This window comes from Acinetobacter lwoffii (assembly GCF_024129855.1).
GTDB classification, from domain to species: domain Bacteria; phylum Pseudomonadota; class Gammaproteobacteria; order Pseudomonadales; family Moraxellaceae; genus Acinetobacter; species Acinetobacter lwoffii_L.
This window is the reverse complement of sequence record NZ_JAMXXC010000011.1, coordinates 43,860-62,402: the sequence shown is the minus strand read 5'-3', so window position 1 is coordinate 62,402 and position 18,543 is coordinate 43,860. Positions and strand designations below refer to the sequence as shown.

Below are 18,543 nucleotides of genomic sequence, written 5' to 3'. Positions count from 1 at the left end.
ATTAAGTTTATGGGTATGAATGTTGGTTCAAATCAAGACGATGATGTGATGCTAGATGTCAACATGACACCACTGATTGATGTCATGCTGGTCTTGTTGATTATGTTTATTATCACAATTCCTTTGCCGAATAACTCGATTAATATCGATCTACCGAATGGAACGCCTCCTGTAACCGATGAAAAACCGCCTGAGCTGGTGGAATTACGTCTGGATGCACAAGGCAAGATTTTCTGGAATGAACAGCCGGTAGCAAATACCCAAGCTCTGGAAAACTTATTCAAGACAGTAGCGCAAAAAGCAGATCAGGATCAGATTAAAATCAAGGCGGATCGTGCCACTGAATACAAGCATATTGCGATGGTCATGGCGGCAGCTCAAAGGCTGGAGGTCAAAAAAATTGGCATTATGAGTAATAACAACTAAGTATTTTCAAGATATAAAAAACCCAGCATGTGCTGGGTTTTTTATTCATCCGGTTTTACATCTGTGACTGAATATAATTTTGCAGACCAATCAGTTCGATTAAGCGCAATTGTTTTTCTAACCAGTAAGTATGGTCTTCTTCGGTATCCGACATTTGCTGGCGTAACATATCACGGCTGATATAGTCACCTTTCTCTTCGCACAGTTTGATGCCCTGCGCCAGTTTTTCCCGCACATGATATTCAAGTTTTAGATCGGCTTTCAGGCAGCTCACCACATCCTCGCCAATCTCAACGTCATCGCGCTGCATGTTTGGCGTTCCTTCAAGGAACAGAACACGACGGATAATCGCATCCGCATGCTGGGACTCTTCTTGCATTTCGTGATCGATACGTTCAAAGATTTTGGTCAATCCCCAATCTTCATACATACGAGAGTGAATCAAGTATTGGTCACGAGCAGCCAGTTCGCCACCGATCAACATATTTAAATAATCTACGACTTCTGGATTTCCGCGCATTTGAATAACTCCCTACCTGTATTTTGCTATTATGGCGAAAAGCAATTGAATTTGCAAAGCTTAACCATGGTTAAATATTTGATTTTTATATAATTAAAATGAGAAGTACTTGCATTTACACTTTGTTCTTAATGAAATCCCATTTATAAAACAACACTTTGCACTTTCATTACGCTTGGCAATAACCTAAAACTGGCGAATAAACACATGCGTTAAAATTTGTAAATCTTAATTTTGACCAGACAGATTCATTCTTTTTGTATAAACATCACTGCATTGGCGTACTTCATGCTTAAATTTCGCTTATCATTCACACAAATTTAAAACAACAACGGTTCCGATATGACACATCCACAAACAACAGCGCCGGTTCTGGTTACCGGTGCATCGGGTTATATTGCCAGCTGGGTCATCCAGAAATTACTCACGCAAGGCTATACCGTACATGCCACGGTGCGCGACCTGAATAAAAGTAAGAGCTTTGCCCATTTAGAAAAAATTGCCGACAGCACTCCGGGAACTCTCAAGTTATTTCAGGCCAATTTATTAAGCCCGGGTTCTTTTGATCAGGCGATGCAAGGCTGTGAAATTGTCTTTCATATGGCCTCACCTTTTGTGGTCACCAACTATAAAGATGCAGTCAAAGATATTATCGAACCTGCGGTATTAGGCACTGAAAATGTACTGAATAGTGTCAATCAGACTGAATCAGTGAAACGCGTAATCGTCACATCGAGTATCGCATCCACTTATGGCGATGCCATTGATATTCTACAAACTGAGAATAACAGTTTTGATGAATCATGCTGGAATACCACCAGTTCGGCCACGCATCAGCCTTATCCTTATTCCAAAGTCATGGCAGAGCGTAAAGCCTGGGAAATGGCTGAAGCACAGGATCGCTGGGATCTGGTCTGTATCAATCCTGCACTGGTTTTTGGTCAATCCTTAACCCCAAATACCCAATCCGGCAGTGTGGAAGTCCTGCAACAGTTTGCCAACGGCATGACCCTGCTTGGCGTTCCACCGATGTGGAATGGCGTGGTCGATGTTCAGGATGTCGCTGAAGCGCATATCCGTGCTGCGTTTAATCCGCAAGCGCATGGCCGTTATATCATTTGCAGTGAAAGCTTGAGCCTGCTGGAAATGGGCCAAATTCTGCGGGCGCATTTTGGTAATAAATTTCCGTTCCCACGCAATCAATTGCCGAAGGCAGCTTTCAAACTGTTCGGGCCTGTAGCAGGTTTTAGCCGCAAATTTGTAGAGCTAAATATGGGTTATCCAATTTTCTTTAATGCCCAGAAAAGTAAAAATGAGCTCGGCATTGAGTATCGTCCGGTGAAAGAAAGTCTGGTTGAACATTTCCAGCAGCTACTCGATGATGGTGTTGTGAAAAAATATATTCCTTAATCTTTTTATGCAAAAAGCCACCCGAAGGTGGCTTTTTTAACTCTTATTCTTTCATGAAATGTGCAGAGATTTAGGCTTCAAGCTGACCATAGTCTTGCATCAAGCCAATAAACTGTTGTTCATTGATCACTGGAATACCAAGTTTTTCTGCTTTATCCAGTTTTGAGCCAGCTTTTTCACCCGCAACCACACATTTGGTTTTGCTGGATACACTGCCACTGACTCGTGCACCTAAGGCTTGCAATAACTGGGTTGCATCATCTCGTCCCATACTGCTTAAAGTCCCGGTGACCACCCAGCTTTCGCCGTTTAACGGCTGACGAGTCGGTGCGATCGGTGCATCCCAGTGAATACCGGCAGCCAGTAAACGATCCAGAACTTCCAGATTATGCGGTGCCTGAAAGAAATCCAGAATCCATTCCGCAGTGATATCACCTACATCCGGAGTTTTCTTTAAAGCCTCCAGATCGGCCTGACGCAAGGCATCCAGCGTCTGGAAAGTATTGGCCAGCATCCGCGCCGTAGTTTCACCCACCCCACGAATACCGAGTGCATAGATAAAAGCAGCCAGTGTGGTCTTTTTACTGTTTTCAATGGCATCCAAAAGATTCTGAACCGATTTGGCGCCCATCTTTTCAATACCGAGCAAAGTCTCACGATGTTCATGCAGATGGTAAATATCTGAGACATCTTTTAAAAGATTTAGATGTAGCAGTGACTCTACCCAGCGATCACCCAGCCCTTCGATATCAATAGCTTTACGCGAAACAAAGTGACGAATGGCCTCAATACGCTGCGCGGCACAATACAGCCCACCCGAACACCGTGCCAAGGCTTCGCCTTCCGGCATGACCACGGGTGAATCACAGGCTGGGCATTGCTCAGGTAAATGCACTTCGACTGCATCAACCGGGCGAAATTCCGGCCAGACTTTTTCCACCTTAGGAATTACATCGCCACTACGATAAACACTGACGGTATCACCAATACGTACATCCAGACGGTGAATTTCGCCAATATTGTGCAGGGTTACATTAGATACTGTTACTCCGCCGACAGCGACTGGATTTAAACGCGCAACCGGCGTTAATGTTCCAGTACGACCGACTTGCCAATTAATATTTTCTACTGTGGTCAGTGCAGCCACTGCCGGAAATTTATAGGCGGTGGCCCAACGAGGTTCACGGCTCAGGAAACCAAGTTGTTGCTGCTGTTTTAGGTCATTGACCTTGATCACCATACCATCGATTTCAACACTGAGGCTGGCACGCTCATCAATAATCTGTTCATAGACCTTTTGCACGTCCTGAATACTGTCACAGATAAAGTGACGCTCGCCAACCGCAAAACCGAACTGATGTAACCATTCCAGACTGGCAGACATGGTGGTTTGACCATGATGCGGTACACACTGTGCAATCCCATAAGCATAAAAAGCCAATGGCCGCGAGGCAGCAATGTTCGGATCCAGCTGACGCAAACTTCCTGCCGCAGCATTACGCGGATTGGCAAAGGTCTTTTCACCTTTGGCAGCATTGGCAGCGTTCAATTTTTCAAAACCGGATTTCGGCATTAGCACTTCGCCGCGTACTTCCAGCAAATCGGGAATGATACCATTCACCGGAGATAAAAGTTTCGGCAGGTTGCGAATGGTTCTGACATTCTGGGTGATGTCTTCACCGGTTTCTCCATCGCCGCGCGTCACTCCACGCGTCAATACGCCATGCTCATACCAGAGTGAAATGGCCAGACCATCAAATTTCAGTTCAACATCATATTCAATTTTTTGATTTGGCAAACGTTCTTCAATACGGCGGGCAAAAGCCAGCAGATCTTCCTGATTAAAGACATTGCCTAATGACAGCATCGGCACGGCGTGTGTTACGGTCACAAATTTTGAAAGCGCCTGCCCACCCACTTTATCTGTCGGGCTATCGGACTGGATCAGGTCAGGATATTGTTGTTCTAAGGCTTTGAGCTGATGAAAGAGCTGATCATATTCACTGTCTTCAATGCTCGGTTGATCCATCACATAATAAGCATGGTTATGCTTGGCAAGCAGTTGAATCAGTTGACGCATTTGCGCAATGACAGTGGCATCTTGGGTCATAATTTCACCATAAAAAAGGGCGGAAAATCCGCCCTGTAGAATATTCAGCTTTTGGCTATTATAAAAATTGCAGTCTACAGATTCAACTTGGAGATTGAACAAAGCAGCCTTAAACTTCCGTCCCTTGTCCAGCACGATAATCAATTGCCTGATGGCGCCAGAATTCACGTAATTGTGGAGTAAATTCCTGTTGATTCTGGTCATAGACCAGACCGTCCACTTCACGGGCAATCAGACGTGAAATACTGTCCATGGTATCAAACGCATTTTGTACATCGCTATGCGGTAAAGCCAGGAAGAATGCCAAACCTTTCACTTCCTGCGTTGATAAGGTTTCCAGATCAAAGCCTTCCATTCCGGTATCGGTCATTTGCAATACCGAGAACAGCAGTTTTGAACCATCTTCACTATAGCGGTGAAAACAGGCCAGTTCGCCATAACGCAGGCCATATTTCAGTAGAACTTTCAAAGTCTTATCACCTGAAAGTACACGACCTTGCGGATAGATATGCAAAGAAATAATGGTTTCAGCATTGGACAAAGCACTTTCTTCATCCACTATTTTTTGCTCATGCAGATGTGCATCCAGAATACTGCTTTCATCATTAAATTCAGAAATTTCTGCTTTTTCGATGTTGCTGTTCAGGCTGAATTCAGGCGTTTCTTCCTTGGTTTCAGTCTGGCTATTCTCCTGCTCTGCTTTTACTTGCGGAATATCTACTGCCGTGACTACCGACTTTGCCTCTACTTCAGCTTCTGTTGACGGGACAACTGCAAGAGTTTCGACCGCTGTCGGCTCAACTGGAGTTGATTCGGCCTTGTGAAATACTGAAGGCTTTTCAGGAGCCGGTTCATCTATACTCAGGCTTGGCTCGATACGATCAGATTCAACATCCTGTTGTGCCAACTGAGAACGTACATGCCTTGGAATGATAGGCGTCTGGCTATCCGGGTCGATATGCAGGTTGGCATCCAGTGAAGGTACAGCCTCCACAGGTTTTTTGAACAGCATTCTTATACCAAACAGCATAATCACAATTGCGATAACAATCCCGATAATGGTGGTGATTTCCATATTATACCTCCGCAGCTAGGCCGTATTCTTTTGCCTGTTCCAAATTAACTGTCACTAATTTTGATGTTCCCGGTTCAGGCATGGTTACACCTAAAAGATCAGTCGCCATCATCATTGCAAGTTTGTTATGGGTAATATAAATAAATTGCACGTGTTCAGAAAGCTCTTTGACTAAATTACAAAAGCGTCCCACATTGGCATCATCCAGGGGTGCATCGACTTCATCCAATACGCAAAATGGTGCCGGATTTAAGCGAAAAATCGCGAATACCAATGCTAATGCAGTTAAGGCCTTTTCTCCACCAGAGAGTAAGGCCAATGAGCTGTTTCGTTTACCCGGTGGTCGGGCCATCAGTTTTACCCCCGACTGCCAGCCATCTTCAAGGCTTAAACTCGCCTCACCACCTTCAAACACTTTCGGGAACAGGTTTTGCAGCTCAGCATTGACCTGATCAAACGTGTGCATAAACAGTTTACGAGTTTCCTGATCAATACTCTTCATCGCGGCCTGTAGCTGTTCAACCGTATTTTCCAGATCCTGCATCTGGTGACTCAGTTCCTCATAACGTTTTGACACTTCTTCATATTCTTCAGAAGCCGCCAGATTGACTGCACCGAGCTTATCAAACTGGGCCTGAGCTTTTTCCAGTTTGGCTTGATGTGCTTTAACATCAATATCCAGCCCGGAAATTACTTCACTATTCAATTCTTTCAGTTGTTCAGAATAATGCTGCAAATCAGATTTGGCTGCCTGCCAAGCCAGACGTTTTTCTTCCAGTGTAGTGCGAAGTTTTTCATCCTGCTGCTGAAAGCTGTGACGCTGTTCGGTCAAGTGCTGCTGTTTGCTCTGCACCTGATTTAATTCAATCTGCCAGTCGGCCCAAGTCTTTTGCAGTTTTTCAGTGATCTGCGCCTGTTCATTGAACTGGCTCTGTAAAGCAGGTAATTCCAGCTGTACCGGATCGACAAACTTTTTGGCCTGCTCGATTTGTGCAGTAATTTGTTGAGACTGTTCTTTTAGGAATACCTGATCTTTTTCCAGCAATTCGATCTGCTGCTGGCTTTGCACATTTTGCCGGCGCAGCACTTCCAGTTCCTGCTGCGCTTGCTGACTGAGCTGCTGTGAGTCATCCAACTGAGCGCTCAATTCTTCAAGCTGGAATTGCAGGGTTTTATAATTTGGTAGCGCCTGTTCCAGCTTGATATTCAAGGCATGCAGGTCAATTTCCAGATCATCTTTCTGCATGGCATCTTCTTCAAGCTGCTCATCCAGTTGTTGTAACTGATGCTGTAATTGCTGCTTTTGCAAGGCGAAAGCATGAGCGCTACTTTGTACTTTGGCAATGTGAATATCGAGTTGCTGCAGCTGCTTTTGGGTATGCTTGTGCTGCTCACTGATACTCTGAATCTGGTTTTGCAAAGCTTTAACCTGATCGGCGAATTCAGGTAACTGCTGCTCCAGCTGCATAAACTTAGGTTCAAGTTCCGCAAGCTGCTGCTCGATTTCATCCAGACGGATTCGATGACTCAATGCACCTTGTCCGGCCTGACTGGCTTCATCATAGTCCAGCGCAATGACCCAGTCTGACCCAACCTGATAGCCATCCAAACTCAGTAATGTCTGGCCTTGTAATAACTCAGTTTGAAGCGGTAATGCTTGTGCTAATGTATCTACGACTCCAACTTGCTGCCACAGTGAATAATGCGGAGATTCAATCCAGTCGGCCAGACACATCGTATTGGCAATCTGAATTTCATCCTGAACAGCCTGTTGCTTTAACTGACGTGCACGATCTTCAAGGAAATGCTCGCCCTCTGCCAGAATCTGGGCAGACAGCCACTTGGCCAGAAACTTTTCGATCAGGCTGGCATGTCCTTTGCCTGCATCATTGAGCTTAAGCACATGCATCAACTGGACCGCATCACTCTTGGCATTTGGGTTAGCTTTGGTCAGTAATTGGCTCAGGTTTTTCTTTTCTGAATGAAGTACCTGAATTTCAGATTTGAGCTGCATCAAGCGCTGTTGTTGGGTCGCCTGCTCTTCCTGAATCTGCTCGAATTGAGTTCTTAAATCTGTTAATTGAATTTCATAGCCAACGATTTGCTGTTCAGCTTGGGCTTTGTCTGCCTGATACTGCTCCAGCTCATCTTGATGCGCCTGTTGCTGAATCTGTGCACTTTGCTGTTGGAGCGTCTGTTTCTGATGTTCAATCCGCTCAATATTCTTTGCCAGTTGCTCGCTTTGAGCCAACATCTGTAATTTACGCTGTTGCTGCTGTTCAACCTGGGTTTTTATCTGGGTAAATTGCGCTGCCACAGTGCTATATTGAGATTTAAGCTCAGTCAGATTCTGGCTTTGCGCCTGACTCTGACCATCTTGCTGCTGCAATTGTGCCTGCTGATCTTCAAATTGCTGCTGTAAAGTATCGAGTTGCAGTTCAATCAACTGCAAACGCTCTTTGGTCTGGACTTTTTGCTGTTCCAGTTTGACCAGACTTGTAGAATTTTGCTCTAACAAAGACTGCTTTTGTTGCAGGGTCATTTCCAGTTCAGCCAGTTTTTTCTCGGCCTGTTGCCATTCGCTTTGCAAAGGGGTGGATTGCTGAATCAGACGCTGAAACAGTTCACTGGTGCTGCCCAAATCATGTTCAACGCTGGTCAGTTCGGAACGCACCAGCTTAAAGTTTTCCCCGAGCGTATTCATCTCAAGGGTATATTCTTCCTGTAAGCGGTGACTCTGCTCACATTGAAAAGACAGAATTTCGATCTTGATGGTACGGATCTGTCCTTCCAGTTCTTTATATTGAATCGCACTTTCCGACTGACGTTTCAGGGTTTTTAGCTGAGATTTCAGTTCGGAGGCGATATCTTCCAGACGCGACAGGTTTTGCGTGGTGTGATCCAGATGTAGCATGGTTTCACGGCGACGCGCCTGATAACGCGATACCCCAGCCGCTTCTTCAATATAGACCCGCATTTCATCGGGCTTGGCATCGACCAGACGGTTGATCATGCCCTGTTCAATAATCGCATAGGAACGCGGACCAAGACCAGTACCCAGGAAAATATCGGTAATATCACGACGACGGCATTTGCTGCCATTCAGAAAATATTCAGACTTGCCATCGCGGTTGACCTGACGGCGTACTGCCAGTTCATTATAGGCATTATAAGCACCGCCCAGCTTGCCATAGGTATTGTCAAAGCGCAGTTCTACACTGGCCATGCCCACCGGTTTACGCTTGGCAGTTCCGGTAAAGATGACGTCCTGCATGCTGCCACCACGCAACTGGCGTGCACTGGACTCGCCCATGACCCAGCGTATGGCATCAATGACGTTGGATTTACCACAACCATTCGGTCCCACGACCGCAGTACGATTATCTTTAAAATGTAAAGTGGTACTGTCGGCAAAAGATTTAAAGCCTGAAAGTTTTAAACTGCTTAAACGCATAATGTCCTGATTTAACGTCGTGAGCGTCTGGCCCACGCGAGTTCAATTTGTTTCATCCGTGTCAGAGATTCCAACACAAGGTTGCGCAAGTGTCGACAAAAATCTTCCATAAATAAAGTGGCCTGATGGCTTTTTCGTATCAAAATTGCTTCAGTGACCAGTTTAAATAAGTCAAAAGATTCCTGTAACTCGCGTCTGGAAATATTCAGGGTCAGAAAATAGCTCCGACGTAAAGATGGCAGCAGTTCCTGATAGTAGCGCATCAGATAAGGATTCCCCACCATCTCATGCTGCTGGGCCATGCCCTGAAAGATCAGATCATAAAACTTTTCAGTGTGTCCTTGGCGAGTTTCTGCTTCCAATTGCTCTAATAATAGCTGAATGCGCTCAGCTTCATGCACCCGCCAGGTTTCCGCCATGCGATGCACCATTTGCCCGAGCAATAATGAGGTCATGTCAAATAAGGCACGTACCTGCAAGGCCGACATTTCCGAGACAATCGCCCCACGGCGCGGGAAAATTTCAATCAGCTGGGTGCGTTCCAGCAAAAGCAGGGCTTCACGAACCGAACCCCGACTGACATCAAGCTCCGAGGCAATCCTGAGTTCCTGTATACGTTCGCCTTCGACCAGTTCACCGCGAATAATCTGTTCGCTAATGTGCTTGGCAATCTGCTCAGACAAACTGTGCGCTTGTTCTAATGGCATACCGTTCCTGTCTTTATTTTTATGGATACTGGTTTAGCCCTTTATTTGGACTATGTCGCTATTAAACGGGTTTTTATCCATAAATACTTTGACATTGTCAGACAATCTTATGTCTATATAGCCAACTCAAGCCCATAAAAAAGGAGAATAGTCATCTATTCTCCTAATACGGTAAAAAAGTTTAAATCAGGCCATAAAACCTTGATAAATAAAATACAGGCCGACGGTGGTCAGTAAAGCAGCAAAACATTTTTTTAATACGGCCGGTGAAAGCAGATGTGCCACTTTTGCCCCCAGCTTGGCAGTGAAAAAACTCATCATGCTGATGCCAATAAAGGCATAAATATGAATATAGCCAATGGTATTTGGCACGGTGACCTGCGCCTGTTTACCAAACCAGATAAAACCCAGCGCACCTGCGACTGCAATTGGCAATCCACAAGCCGCAGAGGTCGCTACGGCTTTTTGCATCACGATTCCGCAGCGATTCAGAAATGGGACGGTCAGACTTCCCCCGCCAATCCCAAAGATCGCCGATGCCACACCGATCCCACCACCTGCAGCAATTTGTACCGGGGTTGAAGGCAATTTTTGATTCGGATCAATCTGGATATGCGCTCCCTTGAACATTCTAAATGCCACCCAGACCGCAAAGAAGCCAATCATTAACTGCAAACCCTGACCAGATAAATAATCGGCAATCCCCGCACCTAGGAAAGAACCGATAATCAGACCTGGCGCCAGATTACGAAACACAGGCCATAGTACTGCCCCTCGCTGATGATGCGCCATCACCGAACTGATAGAAGTCACAATAATCGTTGCCAAGGAAGTGCCCACCGCCATATGCATAATCACGCTGGGATCGTACTGAAGCTGGGTAAAAACAATGTACAGGATCGGCACAATAATCAAACCACCACCGACCCCAAACAGGCCTGCGGTGAATCCGGCAATTGCACCAATCAATAAATATATGATTAACTCCATAACGATATTTACCACGTTTAGATTCAAATGGATGTAGAAACTCGTGAACTGCAACAACGATTAAGCGATGCAGGCCAACTCCCGGAAGTATTACTCATCAAACCGATTACCACATCGACCAATGATGATGTACGCGAATTGGCAACGAAGGGGGTGCAGCAGGTTCTGGTGTGCAGTCATGTGCAGACCCAAGGCCGTGGACAGCGTCAACGTCAGTGGATTTCACCTGAAGGGAACATCTATTTAAGCACATTGCTGCATACACAAAAACCCATCGATGGTCGTCTGGCGCTAGAAATTGCGTTAAATATCCTGCAAATGCCCAGTCTAAAAGGCCTGGAATTACAGGTGAAATGGCCGAATGACCTGTATAGCCTGCACGGAAAATGGGGCGGCATTCTGGTCGAGCCGATTTCATCTACACAGGTGGTGGTCGGTGTAGGTTTAAATATCGATCCTCTGCTCACTGACCTTCCAGATCAGCAGGTTAGCTCCTTGAACGAGTTGGGATTATCACATACCTCAAGAGTCGAGCTGATTGCCCAGTTATATCTGGCGATTCAGCAAGCCGGGCAATGGTTTAATTATGGCAGTCAAAACCTGGCGGCGCGTTTCAATCGATCGGCTGCATTTATGCAACAAACGGTTGAATTTACTGACGTGCAAGGGCAATATTCCGGTACTTTTCTCGGGATTCAGGATGATGGTGCAGTCAAGATTTTGACCGATCAGGGAATCCAGACCTTTTATCAGGGACAGCTCCGCCTTCAACACGGTGGATGAACAGGCATACAGCAATGAAAAAATTATGGTTGGATATCGGCAATACCCGGCTTAAATACTGGATTACCGAGCATGATCAGATTATTGAACAGGCAGCAGAATTACATTTACAGTCCCCTGCTGATTTGTTACTTGGCCTGATCCAGCATTTCAAAGCGCTGGGCTTGCATCAGGTAGGTCTATCCTCTGTCCAAGATAAAATCAATAATGAGCGCATTCTCAGCATTTTAGAAAGCCTGCATATTCCAGTGATTTTTGCTCAAGTACAGGCAGAATATGCCGGTCTGATCTGTGGCTATGATGAACCTTCGCAACTGGGGATTGACCGCTGGTTACAGGTACTTGCAGTGGCGACGCAAACGCATGAAAATTATTGTGTGATTAGTTGCGGTACGGCGCTGACCATTGATCTGGCGCAAGGACAACAACATTTGGGTGGATTTATTCTGCCAAATCTATACTTGCAGCGTGACTCCCTAATTCAGAATACCAAAGGCATTAAAATTCCGGATGCCGCTTTTTCTGAACTCAATCCTGGACGCAATACCATCGATGCGGTACATCATGGCATCCTACTTGGTCTGCTGAGTATCATCGAAAAAGTATTGCGTGATTTCCCTGCACAGTTGGTTTTAACTGGTGGAGATGCGCCGCTGTTTGCGCAACATCTCGCTCAGTATCAGCCCCGGATTGAACCGGATCTTTTGCTTAAAGGCCTGCAGCATTTTGCAGCTCATTTGCCAGACACTGTTTGATAATGTCCAGCAATTGCGGAAAATCGGCAAAGCCATCGGACTTGTTGAAATGCCCGGCTTTTTTGATCTCAAAAATTTGTGCATTCAAGCTATGTGCTAAACGCAAGGAAATCGGTGCAGGCACATAGGGATCATTACTGGAGATCAGCATCACCGCACGTTTATAGCTATACGGCAAGTTTTTCAGATCGAGTCGCACAGCCTGCAGTATTTTATTCAGTTCTGACCAGGCCACCAGCGGTGTATCAAAGGCCGAGACCAGAATGATGCCGCCGATCTTGTGTTGCTGCTGGATATAATGTTCCTGTAAAAATTTTAAAACACTGACGCAACTCAGGCCATGTGCAACTAAAAAGGTATGTTCATCCATGTGCGGAATGTGCAGTTTCAGATTCTGCTGCCACTCTTCTAAATCAGGCTGAAAGGGGTTGGCCAGCATAATCCGCTTGGACTCAAAACCGGCATTTTTAAGCTGGCGACTCAGCCAAGGATACCAGTGATCATTGGAGTTCGCCTGATAATCAGGGACGATATAGACTTTTTTTATTATATTTTTCATAGTGATTTACTTATTATCATTGAACGCAAATTGCGTCGACAAAAAATTAGTTTTAACCAGTCTGGAGATGGAATTCAAGTGCCTTTTTGAACACCATCTCATGTTAAACTTTAAAATTTAGCGAATACAACAACATGCTTAAACTTCGGATTTAATCAGATAAGGCTTGATCACTTTCCAGAGTTCCGGCAGATCAGTACAACCTTGAGAATCAATAAAATGCCCATGGTGCTTGGCATTCACCACAATGGCATCCAGACTGTCCGCCTGTTCCAGACTAAATTCAGGCGCAACCCGATCATCGCCTTCAGAATAGATCACTACACGCTCTGCAATCTGCTGTTTGAGTAAATCAAAATCGATCTCAGCAGCATCAATAAAAGGATTTACTTCATCCAGGCGACCCAATCGACCATTAAATCCCGCGATCAGTACCAGTTGCTGAATTTTCTGCTGTTTTAATTCTCTGGATAAGTAATGCAATGCGGCCACAGTTCCCAAGCTATGTGCGATAAAGATACTGTCCTCGTCAATTGCATCAATCTGTTCACGCATTTGCTGATCCCAGGTGTCCAGTGTCGGTGTAGGCGATGGATCCAGCCGGAGTACTTTTAAACTGACATTTTCCTGTTGGGCTTTTTCCTGAATCCATGGATACCAATTTTCTTCCGGGCTTGCAGTATAACCATGTACGACAATTACTTGGTTCATTTGAAATTTCTCTTTATTTTGTGCTGATATTCCCGAGTCTGCCTGATTGGATTTTTATTTTGGGTAAGTAAATGTTGTTTTGTTTAAACCAGTTTGACCATTTATTCGCAATAAAAAAAGGCGCATATTGCGCCTTTTTTTAAAATAAAACTTATTTCTTGTCGTTGCCGCCGAACAATGGACCCATACCACCGCCGCCGCCAAACTGTTTCTGCAAGCCGCCAAGTGATTTCATCATTTTCGCCATACCCGATGGATTGGCAAATTTTTTCATCATCTTAGCCATTTGGGCATGTTGCTTGATCAGCTTGTTGACTTCTGCCACTTCCATACCACAACCTGCTGCGATACGTTTTTTACGGCTTGGGTTCATCAAGTCCGGGTTACGGCGCTCTTTGATAGTCATCGACTGGATAATCGCTTCCATTTTCTTGACCTGCTTTTCAGGATTGGCTTGCGCCAACGCATCTTGCAGACCGGCATTGCTCATGCCAGGAAGTTTGTCCAGGAAGCCCATCATGCCGCCCATCTTGTTCATCTGCTCAAACTGCATCAGCATGTCTTCAAAGTTGAAGCTGCCGCCTTTTTGCAGTTTTTTCGCCATTTTTTCGGCTTTTTCTTTGTCGACCTTGCGTTCAAGTTCTTCGACCAAAGAAAGTACATCACCCATACCGAGAATACGCTGTGCGACACGCTCAGGATGGAATGGCTCCAAGGCATCGAGTTTCTCACCCATACCCAAGAATTTGATTGGCTTACCGGTAATCGCACGCACTGACAATGCCGCACCACCGCGCGCATCACCATCAGTTTTGGTCAGAATCACACCAGTTAAAGGCAAGGCATCGTTGAATGCTTTAGCGGTGTTTGCCGCATCCTGACCAGTCATGGCATCGACCACGAACAGGGTTTCAGTCGGGTTAATCGCTGCATGCAGCTCTTTGATTTCACCCATCATGTCATCATCGATATGCAAACGACCTGCCGTATCGACAATCAGCACATCGGCAAACTGGATTTTTGCCTGTTCAATCGCACGATTCACAATCGTAATCGGTTTTTCGTCTGCGCTGGATTCCAGGAAAATCGCACCGACTTCACCCGCGACAGTCTGTAACTGTTTGATCGCAGCCGGACGATATACGTCGGCAGAGACCATCGCGACTTTTTTCTTTTGACGTTCTTGTAAGAAGCGTGCAAGTTTTGCTGCAGTTGTTGTTTTACCTGCACCCTGCAGGCCTGCCAGCAGGACAACCACAGGTGGTTTTGCAGCGAGGTCGAGGCTTTCATTGGCCTCGCCCATCATTTTGGTCAATTCGTCATGAACGATTTTGACAAAAGCCTGCCCAGGAGATAACTGAGTCATCACTTCCTGGCCCAATGCTTCTTCCTTAACTTTCGCGATGAATTCACGAGTTACAGGTAATGCAACATCGGCCTCAAGAAGCGCCATACGCACTTCACGTAACGTATCTTTAATATTGTCTTCGGTTAGCTGCCCTGAGCCAGTAACATTTCTTAAACTCTGCGTGAGTCGTTCTGTTAAGGTATCAAACATTGCAAAATCCGCTTAAAATAGCCATGAGCAAAAAATTGTTTCTTAAAATAGAAAATTTATGCATAGAATGCTATAGGATACTGTAGTTCGCAGCGAATTTATATAAATGAATATTCATCACCCTTAAAAAGGTTTGACATGGTTAGCCTCCCCTTGGTTTATACGATCTTAGCATTAGTCGCTTATACCGCTTCCTTCTCGTATCTGTTCATTCATTTAATGTCTAAACGTGCTCCTAATCAATGGTTTGTCTCGCTAACTGCACTGCTTGGCCTGAGCCTGCATGCACTGGTTTTATATGGCGATATGCATACCTCGCTAGGCATCAATTATGATGTCTTTGCCCTGTTTTCTTTTACCTCCGGTCTAATGCTATTACTCAGCATTATTTACAGTACTTATCGTCCAATTATTGCCCTGAATCTGATCGGAATTCCAGTAGCTGCCACAGGTTTGATCCTCGGCTTTGCGTTTACTCAGCCTGCAAAAATCATCGCACAAAACTCTTTGGGTCTGGATATTCATATTATTTTGTCTTTGTCTGCTTATGCAGTATTGCTCATGGCAACCATTCAGGCCGTAATTTTACGTTTTCAGGATCGTGAGCTGAAAAAGAAGCAAAAACGCCGGGTCTGGGTCAGTTTGCTACCCTCTTATCAGGACATGGAATCGCTCCTGTTTGATATGCTGATGACCGGTTTTGTTTTACTTACCCTCGCTTTGGGCTTTGGCTTTTTCACCATCGACAATTTCTTCGCCCAGCATCTGGCACATAAAACTGCGTTCAGTATTATTTCCTGGCTGGTTTATGGTTCCCTATTAATCGGACACTGGAAGTTTGGCTGGCGTGGCCAGAAAGCCGTGCGCTTTACCCTGCTCGGTTTTGGCTTGCTGGCACTGGGTTTTATTGGTTCTAAATTTGTGCTGGAAATGATTCTAGGGCGATAATTCTGAGCCGTGAATATTCAATTCATTGTTCAATAAACAGATTCTAGCTCTAATATTTTTTTAAACGATTATACGCCCCGCACGCACTGATAATGGCCAGCGAATGACTCTGGGCAATTCTGGATCTTCCCATTCTGGCAATAAGGCATCTGCCAGTACATTTAATGGATTATGTCCGAGTGCTTGAGTTGCTGCTTTCACGGCTGACCAAGTACTCATATAACCAATTAACTGATAAAAATTCCATTCAACCTGCAATACCGGTGGCTGAGTCGCAATTTCCTGAAATGGAAATGGTAAATTTTTATATCCTTCATCTACATGGCGACGTTCAGGTGGCCAGTACGGTGCAAGCGTGACTTCATAAAAATGCTTAAAATAATGATTCAGATGGGGCTCATCCACACTGAATACGCCATAGCTAATTAAAGCCAGAATGGCATTGGGTTTAGCAATCCGGCGAACTTCTGCGTAAAATTTTTCCAGATCGAGCCAATGCGCTGCTTGAGCCACCGAAATCAGATCAACACTCTGGTCAGCACACGGAATCTTTTCAGCGAGTGCCTGACCATACTGAATTTTTGGATGCGGTTTGGCTTGGGCAAGCTGTTCAGCACTCGCATCAATAGCAAGCACCTGATCAAAGTAATTCGCCAAAACTTCTGAAAGCTGTCCAGAACCACAGCCGACATCTACAGCCAATTTAGTACCTGGTGACAGCTCTGCCAATAGCTTTCCCAATGCATCCGGATAATGCGGACGAAACAAAGCATAGTCCTGTGACTGCTGGGAGAAATGATCTTTAAATTCCCTATTTTCCATATATATGCTTTCCAGACCAGTTTTATTTCAGTCTAAATAGACGGTCAGGGAATGCAGTTGGAATTTGGTTTCAGTTACTTCCTGTTTTTAAAATGCAGAATTCATCTATTTAATAGAATCATGTTCTTAACTTAGTCATTCAAGCTATTCTGCTTGATCTGATAATCTGCCTTAAACGCTTTGTAACTGAGCCGGTCTGTGGAGACTTCTGTTAAAGGACTGACCTCCTGCATTGAGGAAAGACAGCGCTCTGTCAGCTGAATATATTCTTGTGTCCCTTTGCTTTTCCAAGCAATTTCTTTGGTGTCCAGGGGACGGATGACCCGTGCTGGACTACCGAGCACCAGTGAATTTTCAGGAATCTGGGCTTTGGCTTTAACCATACTATTGGCACCGATAATGGTATTTTCACCAATCTCGGCTTCATCCAGAATTACGCTGTTCATGCCCACCAGTACATTTTTGCGAATGATACAGCCATGTAAAATCGCGCCATGTCCGATATGACCATATTCTTCGACCAGCGTGACGCTACCGGGAAAGCCATGAATGGTACAGGAATCCTGAACATTGGCATTTTTCTGGATATGAATCCCACCAAAGTCGGCTCTTAAAGTAGCAAAAGGCCCGATATATACACCCTCTTCAATCACCACATCTCCAATCAGAACGGCTTGCGGATGCACATAAGCGCGAGGGTTGACCACAGGAGTCACACCAGCAATGGCATAACACGGCATTATTTTATTCCTTTAAAAATGCAGAATTAGATTAGCTAACGGCTTCCAGTCGTAAACCGCCAAAACGTTTATAAAATTGTGGATGTACCGGCGGCATCGAACCTTCCGAAGTTCGTGCGATCTCCATAAAGAACTCATCCCCTGCCGCAACCACCGTTTGATATAAATTACTGCTCAGATTACGGGCATTCAGGGAAAGCCAGTTGGATGGCAATAATTCAAAAGGCAGATTTGGATCTTTTAGTAAAATCCGGCGAAATTGATGAATCAGCAAAATTCGCAGCTGAAAAGCCTGAACCGGATCCAGTTCATCTTCCTGTTCCACCAGATGAAAGAATTCCCGGAAATCCGCAATGAATTTTTCATAGCGCTGATGCAGTTCCTGCACCGGCCAGTTGGTGGCAACCATACGTTTTACAGTTGGATAGGATTCCTGCCAGAGCTGCAAGGTTTCTGCCTTAAACACCACGACTTGGTCAGTCATTTTCAAGTTCAGCAGCAGGTTTTGCAGTTTCTGATGATCACAGCCCGGATAGGCCATGACATTGGTGGCGATATTGGCAAAGCCCAGCCATTCCAGTTCTTTTTTCAGAACCAGTTTATTTTCCAGTTCTACCGAACTGAGTAGTACCAGATCCCATTTTTGATCCCATTCCTGATGGCTAAAACTGTAAATTTTTTGATCCGCCATAATAAAACGCTGGCGACTGCTTTCGGTTACGCGATAATAACTGGTGCGACCAATTTTCTCAGACATCAGCCAGCCATTTTGGACCAGACGAAATACGGCAGTCCGTACCGATCGTTCATTAAATCCGAAGACATCCATGAGCTGAATTAGACTGGCCAGACTGATAATGCCACCCCGGTGAAAAATACAGTCACCAAAGATGGTCATGATTAATGAGGTTCCGCTGAGTGCTTCAGTTTGAATAAAGTCATCAATTATTTGTTTTAATTTCGGATTCATTGCGT

The 18,543-nt window shown here is 45.1% G+C and carries 17 protein-coding genes; 5 read left to right on the top strand and 12 right to left on the bottom strand.

Translation table 11 applies throughout. The features are described from left to right. Positions 1–9: 9 nt before the first annotated feature. Complete coding sequence (locus tag NI465_RS09870) at positions 10–426, top strand: ExbD/TolR family protein (protein WP_004279208.1); 417 nt, start codon at positions 10–12, stop codon at positions 424–426. 55 nt (positions 427–481) lie between these two features. Here NI465_RS09870 and ftn read toward each other — a convergent pair whose 3' ends face one another. Beyond that, positions 482–946, bottom strand: a complete 465-nt coding sequence (gene ftn / locus NI465_RS09865; RefSeq protein ID WP_004279207.1) for a heteropolymeric bacterioferritin subunit Ftn — start codon at positions 944–946, stop codon at positions 482–484. A 342-nt stretch (positions 947–1,288) separates the two neighbouring features. Between ftn and NI465_RS09860 the strand changes: the two genes are divergently transcribed. Then, positions 1,289–2,356 (top strand): SDR family oxidoreductase, encoded by a 1,068-nt coding sequence (locus NI465_RS09860; RefSeq protein WP_005251071.1) that lies wholly within the window; start codon positions 1,289–1,291, stop codon positions 2,354–2,356. A gap of 70 nt (positions 2,357–2,426) precedes the next feature. Here NI465_RS09860 and ligA read toward each other — a convergent pair whose 3' ends face one another. The 5 genes from ligA to NI465_RS09835 all read right to left on the bottom strand — a co-directional run bounded on the left by ligA (position 2,427) and on the right by NI465_RS09835 (position 10,692). After that, complete coding sequence (gene ligA, locus NI465_RS09855) at positions 2,427–4,466, bottom strand: NAD-dependent DNA ligase LigA (protein WP_253145147.1); 2,040 nt, start codon at positions 4,464–4,466, stop codon at positions 2,427–2,429. A gap of 109 nt (positions 4,467–4,575) precedes the next feature. Then, positions 4,576–5,541 carry a cell division protein ZipA C-terminal FtsZ-binding domain-containing protein gene (locus tag NI465_RS09850; RefSeq protein ID WP_155861767.1) on the bottom strand — a complete coding sequence of 322 codons (966 nt, stop codon included), beginning with the start codon at positions 5,539–5,541 and terminating at the stop codon, positions 4,576–4,578. Between the two features lies 1 nt (position 5,542). Beyond that, a complete protein-coding gene (gene smc / locus NI465_RS09845) occupies positions 5,543–8,995 on the bottom strand; it encodes a chromosome segregation protein SMC (RefSeq protein ID WP_253145158.1) in 3,453 nt (1,150 codons plus the stop codon). Between the two features lie 11 nt (positions 8,996–9,006). After that, positions 9,007–9,702, bottom strand: a complete 696-nt coding sequence (locus tag NI465_RS09840) for a GntR family transcriptional regulator (RefSeq protein WP_005262529.1) — start codon at positions 9,700–9,702, stop codon at positions 9,007–9,009. A 186-nt stretch (positions 9,703–9,888) separates the two neighbouring features. Further along, complete coding sequence (locus tag NI465_RS09835; protein ID WP_005107741.1) at positions 9,889–10,692, bottom strand: sulfite exporter TauE/SafE family protein; 804 nt, start codon at positions 10,690–10,692, stop codon at positions 9,889–9,891. Positions 10,693–10,719: 27 nt separating this feature from the next. Between NI465_RS09835 and NI465_RS09830 the strand changes: the two genes are divergently transcribed. Together NI465_RS09830 and NI465_RS09825 are read left to right on the top strand one after the other, a co-directional pair. Next, positions 10,720–11,475, top strand: coding sequence for a biotin--[acetyl-CoA-carboxylase] ligase (locus NI465_RS09830; RefSeq protein WP_004646072.1), 756 nt, complete (start codon positions 10,720–10,722; stop codon positions 11,473–11,475). 14 nt (positions 11,476–11,489) lie between these two features. Beyond that, positions 11,490–12,230: a type III pantothenate kinase gene (locus tag NI465_RS09825; protein ID WP_004646071.1), complete on the top strand. Its 741-nt coding sequence runs from the start codon at positions 11,490–11,492 to the stop codon at positions 12,228–12,230. Here NI465_RS09825 and NI465_RS09820 read toward each other — a convergent pair. The 3 genes from NI465_RS09820 to ffh all read right to left on the bottom strand — a co-directional run bounded on the left by NI465_RS09820 (position 12,184) and on the right by ffh (position 15,058). Then, the gene (locus NI465_RS09820) at positions 12,184–12,789 is read right to left on the bottom strand and encodes an RBBP9/YdeN family alpha/beta hydrolase (RefSeq protein ID WP_004646070.1); all 606 of its coding nucleotides are present in this window, start codon (positions 12,787–12,789) and stop codon (positions 12,184–12,186) included. The two genes, NI465_RS09825 and NI465_RS09820, sit on opposite strands and share 47 nt — an antisense overlap. Positions 12,790–12,927: 138 nt before the next feature. Further along, positions 12,928–13,500: an RBBP9/YdeN family alpha/beta hydrolase gene (locus NI465_RS09815; protein WP_004646069.1), complete on the bottom strand. Its 573-nt coding sequence runs from the start codon at positions 13,498–13,500 to the stop codon at positions 12,928–12,930. Between the two features lie 151 nt (positions 13,501–13,651). Next, the gene (ffh, locus tag NI465_RS09810) at positions 13,652–15,058 is read right to left on the bottom strand and encodes a signal recognition particle protein (RefSeq protein ID WP_004279196.1); all 1,407 of its coding nucleotides are present in this window, start codon (positions 15,056–15,058) and stop codon (positions 13,652–13,654) included. Positions 15,059–15,196: 138 nt separating this feature from the next. On the opposite strand from ffh, the gene NI465_RS09805 reads away from it, so the two are divergent. Beyond that, positions 15,197–16,006, top strand: a complete 810-nt coding sequence (locus NI465_RS09805) for a cytochrome C assembly family protein (protein WP_253145145.1) — start codon at positions 15,197–15,199, stop codon at positions 16,004–16,006. A gap of 60 nt (positions 16,007–16,066) precedes the next feature. Here the strand turns inward: NI465_RS09805 and NI465_RS09800 are convergent, their stop codons facing one another. The 3 genes from NI465_RS09800 to paaX form a co-directional block, all read right to left on the bottom strand. Further along, positions 16,067–16,828, bottom strand: coding sequence for a class I SAM-dependent methyltransferase (locus NI465_RS09800; protein ID WP_004279194.1), 762 nt, complete (start codon positions 16,826–16,828; stop codon positions 16,067–16,069). Between the two features lie 131 nt (positions 16,829–16,959). After that, positions 16,960–17,568 (bottom strand): DapH/DapD/GlmU-related protein, encoded by a 609-nt coding sequence (locus NI465_RS09795; RefSeq protein WP_253145143.1) that lies wholly within the window; start codon positions 17,566–17,568, stop codon positions 16,960–16,962. Positions 17,569–17,599: 31 nt separating this feature from the next. Then, entirely contained in the window at positions 17,600–18,538 is a 939-nt protein-coding gene (gene paaX, locus NI465_RS09790; RefSeq protein ID WP_005172449.1) for a phenylacetic acid degradation operon negative regulatory protein PaaX, read from the bottom strand. Between the last annotated feature and the right edge of the window lie 5 nt (positions 18,539–18,543).